The organism is Actinomycetota bacterium (genome assembly GCA_040755895.1).
Taxonomy (GTDB): domain Bacteria; phylum Actinomycetota; class Aquicultoria; order Subteraquimicrobiales; family Subteraquimicrobiaceae; genus Subteraquimicrobium.
The window spans coordinates 1-8,792 of sequence record JBFMAG010000097.1 but is presented as its reverse complement, the minus strand read 5'-3'; the positions used below and the strand labels follow the sequence as shown (position 1 = coordinate 8,792).

The following is an 8,792-nucleotide window of genomic DNA, read 5'->3' as shown; positions in this document are numbered from 1 at the left end:
GGGCTCGTCTTGAAGAGGTTGCTCAAAGGGTAAAGAGAGTTTATCCAATACTTTTCGAGCAATACAAGGGTGAAGAATGGATTTTCCTTCGAAAACCGTTCGAATGGCATTGATGAGTTCTTCGGGACTTGCGTCTTTCAAAAGATATCCCGATGCCCCTGCCTGAATCGAACCGAAGATATCTTCATCGGTTTCATAGGCGGTCAATACCAAAATTTTTATTTCTGGGAAGCGGGAGTGTATCTTTCGACATGCTGTTATCCCATCCACATCGGGCATTCTCAGGTCCATTAGAATCACATCTGGCTGGCAAATTGGCACCATTTCCATGGCTTCCCGACCATCCTTGGCTTCTCCCACGATTTCAAATGCATCCTCCAATTGGATGACGTTTTGAAGTGCCATCCTCATCAATTCATGGTCATCAACAATTAATAATCTCACCTTTTTCATTTGCTAACCTTCCTCAAGAAATTTTTCCTGAGTAGTTTTATTGAACTGCTAATAGAATAAAAATGGGAAGATGGTGGATTTGGACGGCGGTAAAATGCCGGAAATATCATCTACTGGGTTAAAATTTGCGGGATCACTTGCATTAAAAAATCGACGTTAAAATCCGTCGATTTTATTTTTCATCACAAATCAATTATAGTGTCCATCTGGGCGCCCCCTCCCACAAGCCCAGATTCATGAGTTTTCCTTTTAAGGCTATTTAAGCAGAATAGACGTTCAAATTAAATAGGTCTTTGGTCCCATTTAATTAAGCTTTTGTTGTACAAACTTGTGTTCGAGAAATGTTGGGAACCTGCAGGAGAAGGGGATTGCTCTGTCGAATAAATTGGAGGAGGTCATAATGGGAAAAAAGTTTTTAGTTTTCGCTTCAATATTACTCGCGTCACTTCTGGTGCTTCTCGTCATCTATGGCTTAAAGTATGGGAATTTCCTCGGTACAGTTGGTCAAGATATCGTCTTTGGAACCGTGAGCGAGGATGCGGTATCGCCTCAACCGGTCAAGAATGCAAAGGTTATTGTGGGGGATAAAAGTACAACCACCGATGAGAGGGGGAAATATGTGATAAAAGGTGTTTCCCCTGGTCCTCAAAGGATCGTGGTTGAAGCTGAAAAATATGAGAGATACGAGAAAGATGTGAAAATTGGGAAAGGGAGAAATAAGGCGGATATCCTACTTTCCTTAACGCCCGATGAAACAATGAAAAGATGGCTCAAGTGTTTACAGTTAAAGAGGTTCGATGAAGCGTACGAATATTTGCATCCCGAGGACAAAGCCCTAACCTCGAAGGCTAAATATGTGAAGTACTGGAGAGAGATCATAAAAAAGGGGATTAGGATCAAGGAAATTAAGGTCCAACCCGCTAAAATTCTTAAAACTTGGACGAATCCTCTAACCAAAAAGACTTATCCCAATGTTGCGGAGATGAAAACCTCACTTCTCTTTGGGGTATCAAAGGATTCCAAGAAAGTAAACATCACTTTTAAGTGGAATACACATTTAGTGAAGGTTGGTAATCAGTGGAAGGGTTTCTGGGTGAAGCCAAAAAGGTAGATCAATTTTCCAGATCACCAAGTTTCAATGCCGTTTCAATCGGCAACATTTAGTACACCTTCAGCACCTAAAAGGTCTGTGCCAATGGGTATTTCACTCTGCAAATGGTCAATAGTTTCGGTTGGAACATTATAGTCCGTACCATCGTTTAAATTGTTTGTCGCCGATGTATTTCCTTTATCCTCACTTGTATCGCCACTTATATCGGAAGTAACCTCTTTTTTCGGAGGATCGTATCGCTTGTCGACCGCCGGTTCCTGCTCGGGCAGGACATATTCCCTCCTCTGCAACTGCGTTTTCATTGGCGATTTACTGACGCTCGTGGTCACCGTGGTTCGCTGGGATGCATTCGGATTTTCCCCTGCAGGTTGGGAGGAAGAAGCCTTTGAGGGAGTTGCATCACTTTCGTGTGTGCCAGCATCCGTGCTGACTCCAATGGAGCTTCCAGCTTCACCTTTTACACTGGTATCAATGATGTTCGTTGATGGAGCAATTTCGATTTTCCATGGTTTCGCCAAGAGACCAAGGGCGACGAGGATCAAAATGAGCATGACGGTCAGGGCAATTCTCTTCAAAGTCTTCAAAGCGTACACATCCTTCGCATCCGGATCATTTTTGGGTGGGTACGAAGTCCCACCCTTGGGTGGGGATAAACCCCGCCTCTACATTTATATTAACCTTTGGGCGGCAATACCTTCGGTTTGTACTCTCTCCATAGCTGATACAGGAGTGTCGACAGGAGCAAGACTAGGAGTGAAATCAGCAGCCATAACCACCAGGGCATTCCACGTTTTGCCTCCCTTTTCGCCAAGGGCTTTGGTCTTACTGGTCTTTCGATCTCTTCCGGGAAAATTTCTTGTGGATAAGCAGCTTCGGGTTCGATGTAAACCGCCGGTCGGAGCATGGGTCTGGTGGTTCGAATAGTTTTAACCACTCTGAGCTGAGCTGGAGCCAAGGGCACTTCGGTCCAGATCACCTGAGTTTGCGGGACATTATTCACGGTGATTGTGATATCCTCCGAATCTTTGGAGATGCCATCGGAGGCTTCAAAGTGTACATTTTGGTAGACGCCCGATTGGTTGCGTTTAGGTGTCCATGAGAAAGTCCTGGTTTCGGGATCAAAGGTTGCCCCCATGGGAAGACTGGATGCCAAGAAGTACAACTCATCCCCATCCGGGTCGTTGGCTGAAAGGGTGAAGGAAAGGTTTTGACCCTCGTCGACGATCTTATCGCCAATGGGATTGAGTATCGGGGAACGATTTCCCACGATGAGTTGGGCAAAGGCATCACCGGTTCTTGACCGCGCCCTCCCGCTGTTCGTTATGCTCGCGTTTACATTAGTGTGAGCAGAATCCCCAAAGAATGAAGAAAATAGCGAAATAAGTGTTTCAGTTTTGGTCCCAATGGCACAAGCATCGCCACTCACGGCAGTGCAACTCCAAAGCCACGTTACAGCAGCGTTATAAAGTGCAGAGACGGAATGGTTGTTACAATCAGTGTCTTCGGGGATTTTCGTGGTACTGTTTGCTGTACCACCTACGTGGAGCCGACCCCTGGCTATGATGCTGGTGGCCTGGGCATCCCCCGTCGAGGCCTCGGAACTCCCCTCATTCGCGATGGAGAAATTCCCGGATGAGGAAGCCGTCTCCGTGCTCTCCTCGTTCCCCTGGAATCCCTCATCCTCCGAGGTGAAGGAATCCTCAAGGGAGATTGAATTCTTCGCCATGGCCCCCACCGCGGTTGAATCTCCAGTTTTCGCTTCAGCCAAACCTAGGACATCGGCGATGTACTCGAAAGCGACATGGATTATAATCCCTGAACAATCCTCCCCTTTTTCTATTTCTACCCCCTCTGGGATTTCGGAGAGGTTTGGATCCATTTCCACATCATTCTGGTAAACTGTGCAATTTGCTTTAGCATCACCGGAAGAGGCTTTGGCATTTCCCTTGTTGGAAATGTTGCATCTCGCCGTCTCCGTTGTATCCTCCGAGGGAAGGATTTCATCTTCGTATATTGCTCCATAGGTGGTTACCTCACCACTTTGGGCCTTAGCTATGCCCACATTTTTGGAACTGACGGTGCTGGTCACATCGGTGCTATTTTCACATGAGGTGGGGTCAGAAGCCCTCGCTGTACCGGTGGTATCCTGAGTCCGATTTTCAGCGGTATCCTCATCGGGGTTATCAAGGGCATTGTCCATTTCTGAATTATTTGTAGTGGCTGTCTCCATATTATTTGCAGTGGATGTTGTATCCGAGGAGGAGGGGTTTGTGATATCCTCGCTGGGGGCTTGAACTTCATGATTTGAGTCTTGATCATTGGGGACATCCGCACCGATGTTCGGAGAACCTTTCGCTGCTTCGAAGGCAGCAAGTCCTGTTGGGGTGGAAACCGTGGCGATGAGGAGGAATATGGTTATGTAGACGAATATCTTTTTCACTTTACTCATAAATCTATTCCTTACTTGTATTAACAAAATGGGTTAACACCACTCGAATGTGTAAAATGTAAACCTGACTCGTTAATAGTCCGCCTTTTACTTAAAGGGAAATAGGAATTTATGAAGCCATGGAGAGGAGGAAGGATTCCCCCTCTCCTCTCTTTGCCTGTTTAGATCGGAAGTGCCACCGTGACGTCTCTTAAGCTGATGACCCCAATACCGGCTGCTCCACTGCCACCGGCATCGACGGTGATGTTGGCGACGATATCCGTGAGTATCTCGTTGAGATCATTTATGGCGTGTGGGCAAGCACATGCGGTGATCTCAGTATCCTCTATTTCGGCGTTCTCTTGGTATGCCTCGGCATACTCTGCATAGGCCTCGGCATCACCATCACTTTCGATCCAGTCGATATCTATCTCCGGATCATCGATCACATCACCTGCGTCACTTATACCAGCTGCGCTGATATCCATGCTCGCATCAACTTCAACTAGCGAGGCATTGCCCACCGCGGTGGCGCAGCCACTTTCTGCAGCATTCGTGTTCGGAACCATGATGGTCATCGAACTCGAAGAGGTGGTATTGTCCGCTACCACTCCATCATCAGCTAGTGCGGGCACGCAGAATAGGGACACAAGACAAAGAGCGAGAGCCAGAACAAATAGCTTCCTCACAATTTCACACCTCCTTTATCCAGCTTCTCTCCTTGCCTTGCTTAGAGTGGAAGGAGCACCGAAACATCCCTTGCGCTAGCCACTCCGATACCAGCACAGGCATCACCATCGGCTGTAACATCGATATCTGCATCGATTGTGGTGCATATCATGTTCAGGTCCCTTATGGCGATGGCGGCAGTGCATACATCTATGGTGGTGTTATCGATTTCTGGAGAATCCTGCTCCGCATAGGCATACTCCACATAGGCATCGGCATCGCCATCGGTATCGATGTCGATTTCTATCTCCGGATCATCAATCACATCACCTGCGTCACTTATACCAGCTGCGCTGATATCCATGCTCGCCGTCACCGAGGTCTCAGAGGCATTGCCGATGGCCGTGGCATCACCACTGGTCGCGGTGTTGATGTTCCCAACCACGATGCTCACCTGGCTCGCAGCGGTGGTGTTACCGACCACGTCCTCCGCCAATGCCGGTACCGTGAACAGTGATACAAGGCAAAGAGCAAGTGATAGAACCAATAGCTTTCTCATCCCCTTTCACCTCCTTTCCTTTCTGATTTGGTGTGGCTGTTGACCGGTTCTTTCCCCCGCTTTGGGGATCTTTCTACCTTAACCAGGACAGCTAGCCGGTCAGCCACACCCCGAGTCCTCTTAATAAAGCCTTTAGCTTAGGAAACTCTTTATATAAATTCAACCAGAAAGAAAGACCCATTTTAAATGGGTCTACTCGCACATTTTTCTCATGGGTCTTATATCCTACGAACTCATGTTCGTTTCAATACCATTCCTGTGCGCGACAGACGATCCTTATCGTTCGGATGATATTTTGGAGGGGTTGATCCTTGAGTAGATAAGCATTCGCTCTGGCTTGCAAAGATTCTGCGATCAATTGCTTATCCACATATGCGGAGAGCATGATCACCTTTATTTTCGGTTCTTTTGACTTTATGTGGCGAGTCGCCACTGCTCCATTCATCTTTGGCATTTTAACGTCCATAAGGATTACATCGGGAATAAGTTCTTGTGCTTTGGATATAGCTTCCTCACCGTCGGCGGCTTCCCCAACCACGTGAATGTCCTTTTCCAGCTCAAGTGATTCGCAAAGCAATCGTCGAAATATCGCGTCATCATCAACTACCAGAACTTTTATTTGCCTCAACACTTTGAACCTCTTAGCATTGGGCGGGCACAGAGTCCCGCCCCTCATTCAAATTTTGTAGCGCGGTTCATCCGCCGCATTTTGATCTTGGGGGATAAAACCCGCCCGTACGTTTCCCAGCAGGTGAGTTCGCCTCTCGCCTATAAAATAATCAAACAAAAAGAAAGACCCATTTTAAATGGGTCTTTGGTCCGTTTTTGTTGAGTCTTTGGTCTCAAATTAATGTTCGATCTCGATTATTCCCAGCCGAACGCCCTCTAATACGGCTTGAGTTCGATCACCGCAATGTAGTTTGTGGAAGATATTTGAAAGATGATTCTTGACGGTCTTTTCGCTTATGAATAGTTTTCTTGCTATCTCTTTGTTCTTTTTGCCCTGGGCGAGGAGATTTAGAATCTCCTTTTCCCTTGGGGTGAGTCTTTCGGGACCATCTGGTGATGCTTCATCTTCAACGAACTTGGCAAATTCATCGAGTATCCGACGAGCTAATAAGGGATTTAGCAAACTTTCCCCTCTCACGGTTGCTTTGATGCTTTCTACTAGTTCTTCTACCGAAGCCTCTTTAAGTACATAACCCTTAGCTCCAGCTTTAATGGCTTGAAAGAGATGCTGATCATCATGGTGCATGGAGAGAATTATGATATTAGTAATGGGAGAGACGGCCTTTATAAGTTTTGTTGCTTGTATGCCATCTATCTCGGGCATGGTTATATCCATCAATACTACATCGGGGCACAGTTCTTTGGACTTTTGAACGGCTTCAGAAGCATTCGCTGCTTCCCCAATGGTGCTGATGTCCTTTTCTAATTCAAGTATTTTTCGCAATCCCTTGCGAAAGAGGTTGTGGTCGTCCACTATTAAGACCTTCAGTCCTCTCATTTTCCCCTCGAATCTGCCGAACTGACGATTAAGATATGTGCGAATTCGGAATGTCCACAATTATCCTCGTGCCCTTCCAGGGATTGGTATCGATGGTGAGGGTGCCACCCAAGGCTCTAACTTGCTCGCCCATCCATGTAAGACCCAAATGTCCAGATATTTTTGATTTGGCTATACTCGCAGTTAAATCGAATCCCCTGCCGTTATCGGCGACGGTGGCAGATATCTGATCACCGGCCATATTCAAATCTATTTCCACCTTGCTCGCCTTGGCGTGCTTTTCTACGTTGGTTAAAGCTTCTTTGATTATTTTAAACAAATTGATCTTGATTGTTGGGGGAATTCCATCCTCTTCTCCTTTGATACGGAATTCAACCGGTGTGTTTGAAATGCTTTGAAGGGTCATTAGGTGTTCCCTTAAGGCGGGTATGAGGAGAAAATTTTGTTCGATGTTCCGTTCATGGGGAAATTTTGCTATTTCCTGGTGAGTATCCAGGGCTAGATTTCTAAGATTGGCGATTTGCATTCTCACCTTGCGAATATCTTGGGATAAAAGTCTTTCACAAAGTTGTACCCCGACCAGGAGGGTGGCAAGCTTTTGTAAGGTGGTATCGTGTAGCTCCTGAGCCATTCTATTCCTTTCTTCCATCATTAACCTCTGGAGCTGTGCCAATGATCTACCGCACATGCTCGTTAAAAAGTTACTTTCGTTGCTGGATTTTACTTTCAGCATGTATATGAACTCGCGAACTTCTAAAATACTTCCGGAGAGGGATTTCTTTAAACGGGAGAATGTATCCTTGGCTTTTTTTAAATCATTCTGGGAAATCCTTTTTTCGCATATTTCCAGGTCCGAAGCAATACCGCAAAGTATTCGATCCATTTTTTCGTGAAAAATTTTAGTTATTCTCATTCTTTCAGTTGCTATTATCGATCTCTGAAACCAGGGTATTTTATGATTGATTTTTTTATCGATTACTGAGTCCACCTTTTTCAAAGACAAAAGTCCTCCTTTTGGTGGTGTGAAGATGTTCTAAGTGGTGTAAGAATGCTGGAGGAATTATAGAAGCAATTGAGTATTTCGATTGAGCAAGTATTTTACTCAACGAAAATATTTGTTTTCATCTTCCTATATTCGATTTATTTGTGGTATCTCCTTCTTTTTACGAAAGTTAACCCCAGATGTGCAATCATACATGCAAGAAAATTAAGGATGAAGTTTCAAAGTTGCAGGTAGTGAGATTGTGGAGGGACTGTCCCCATGTTAAAATATTTTAAGGAGTCGGCTTATCCATGGAAATATCCAAGAAAGTTGAGCTCAGGATGCCCGCAGGAACTCTCGCCGGTCTCAAGGAAGCGGTGGAAAATGGCGCCGATGCGGTTTATGTTGGCTTCAGATCCCCCACAAATGCCCGAAATTTTCCGGGTTTAAATTTTTCCCGAGAGGAGCTAAGGAAGGGCATTGAATTTGCTCATCGAGAGGGAAAGAAGATTTATGTTACGGTAAACACCTATCCTCAAATAGGTGAACTCGATGATTGTTATGAGTGTGTACAGGACGCTTACTCTGTTGGAGCCGATGCCATAATCATCAGCGATCTCAGCGTATTGGAGTTTGTGAGGAAGAACTTCCCAAATTTTCCCATTCACTTGAGCGTCCTCGCTTCGGCCTGCAATGCTCAATCCATCGAATTTTACAAGAGTGAGTTTGGGGTAAAGAGCGTCACCCTTCCTAGGGTTATGCATCTCGATGAGATCAGAGAACTCAGGACATTGACATCCGTCGAATTGGAGATATTTGCCTATGGTGTATTGTGCATAAATTGTGAAGGTAGATGCTACCTTTCCCCATACCTCACTGGTGTCTCCAATAATACCTATGGGATGTGCTCCTCCTCAGATTTTGTCGTATTTGATTGGAAGGATAGTAGACTGGAGGTAAGATTGAATGGCCATCTGTTGAACGTGCTCGAACCGGAGGAAGTTTTCTCTTATCCAACACCTTGTAAGGGTAAATATTGTAATCTTCTCTCGAATCCCTTGTCTGCCGACAGGCAGGGTGTGG

Annotated in this window: 10 protein-coding genes; 2 read left to right on the top strand and 8 right to left on the bottom strand. The window is 45.7% G+C overall.

Going from position 1 to position 8,792, the window contains the following annotated elements; translation table 11 throughout:
- Nucleotides 1-453 (bottom strand): response regulator transcription factor (locus tag AB1466_04580; protein ID MEW6189372.1); only part of this gene is annotated, 453 nt, incomplete at its 3' end.
- Nucleotides 454-853: 400 nt separating this feature from the next.
- Here AB1466_04580 and AB1466_04575 point away from each other — a divergent pair.
- On the top strand, nt 854-1,564 hold the full coding sequence (locus AB1466_04575; protein ID MEW6189371.1) for a carboxypeptidase regulatory-like domain-containing protein: 711 nt from the start codon (nt 854-856) through the stop codon (nt 1,562-1,564).
- A 35-nt stretch (nt 1,565-1,599) separates the two neighbouring features.
- On the opposite strand, the gene AB1466_04570 is transcribed toward AB1466_04575, so the two are convergent.
- From AB1466_04570 to AB1466_04540, 7 genes are all read right to left on the bottom strand, one after another.
- Nucleotides 1,600-2,157 (bottom strand): hypothetical protein, encoded by a 558-nt coding sequence (locus AB1466_04570; GenBank protein MEW6189370.1) that lies wholly within the window; start codon nt 2,155-2,157, stop codon nt 1,600-1,602.
- Between the two features lie 80 nt (nt 2,158-2,237).
- On the bottom strand, nt 2,238-4,013 hold the full coding sequence (locus AB1466_04565; protein MEW6189369.1) for an Ig domain-containing protein: 1,776 nt from the start codon (nt 4,011-4,013) through the stop codon (nt 2,238-2,240).
- Between the two features lie 161 nt (nt 4,014-4,174).
- Nucleotides 4,175-4,681 (bottom strand): hypothetical protein, encoded by a 507-nt coding sequence (locus tag AB1466_04560; GenBank protein MEW6189368.1) that lies wholly within the window; start codon nt 4,679-4,681, stop codon nt 4,175-4,177.
- 41 nt (nt 4,682-4,722) lie between these two features.
- A complete protein-coding gene (locus AB1466_04555) occupies nt 4,723-5,220 on the bottom strand; it encodes a hypothetical protein (protein ID MEW6189367.1) in 498 nt (165 codons plus the stop codon).
- A gap of 244 nt (nt 5,221-5,464) precedes the next feature.
- Nucleotides 5,465-5,848, bottom strand: a complete 384-nt coding sequence (locus AB1466_04550) for a response regulator transcription factor (GenBank protein ID MEW6189366.1) — start codon at nt 5,846-5,848, stop codon at nt 5,465-5,467.
- A gap of 219 nt (nt 5,849-6,067) precedes the next feature.
- Nucleotides 6,068-6,727: a response regulator transcription factor gene (locus AB1466_04545; protein MEW6189365.1), complete on the bottom strand. Its 660-nt coding sequence runs from the start codon at nt 6,725-6,727 to the stop codon at nt 6,068-6,070.
- Between the two features lie 28 nt (nt 6,728-6,755).
- On the bottom strand, nt 6,756-7,730 hold the full coding sequence (locus tag AB1466_04540; GenBank protein MEW6189364.1) for a sensor histidine kinase: 975 nt from the start codon (nt 7,728-7,730) through the stop codon (nt 6,756-6,758).
- Between the two features lie 290 nt (nt 7,731-8,020).
- Between AB1466_04540 and AB1466_04535 the strand changes: the two genes are divergently transcribed.
- On the top strand, nt 8,021-8,792 hold a 772-nt coding region (locus AB1466_04535; GenBank protein MEW6189363.1), incomplete at its 3' end, for a peptidase U32 family protein.

Coding starts and splice junctions, on each gene's coding strand:
- AB1466_04575 (MEW6189371.1), top strand. CDS start 854: ATGGGAAAAAAGTTTTTAGTTTTCGCTTCAATATTACTCGCGTCACTT.
- AB1466_04565 (MEW6189369.1), bottom strand. CDS start 4,013: ATGAGTAAAGTGAAAAAGATATTCGTCTACATAACCATATTCCTCCTC.
- AB1466_04555 (MEW6189367.1), bottom strand. CDS start 5,220: ATGAGAAAGCTATTGGTTCTATCACTTGCTCTTTGCCTTGTATCACTG.
- AB1466_04545 (MEW6189365.1), bottom strand. CDS start 6,727: ATGAGAGGACTGAAGGTCTTAATAGTGGACGACCACAACCTCTTTCGC.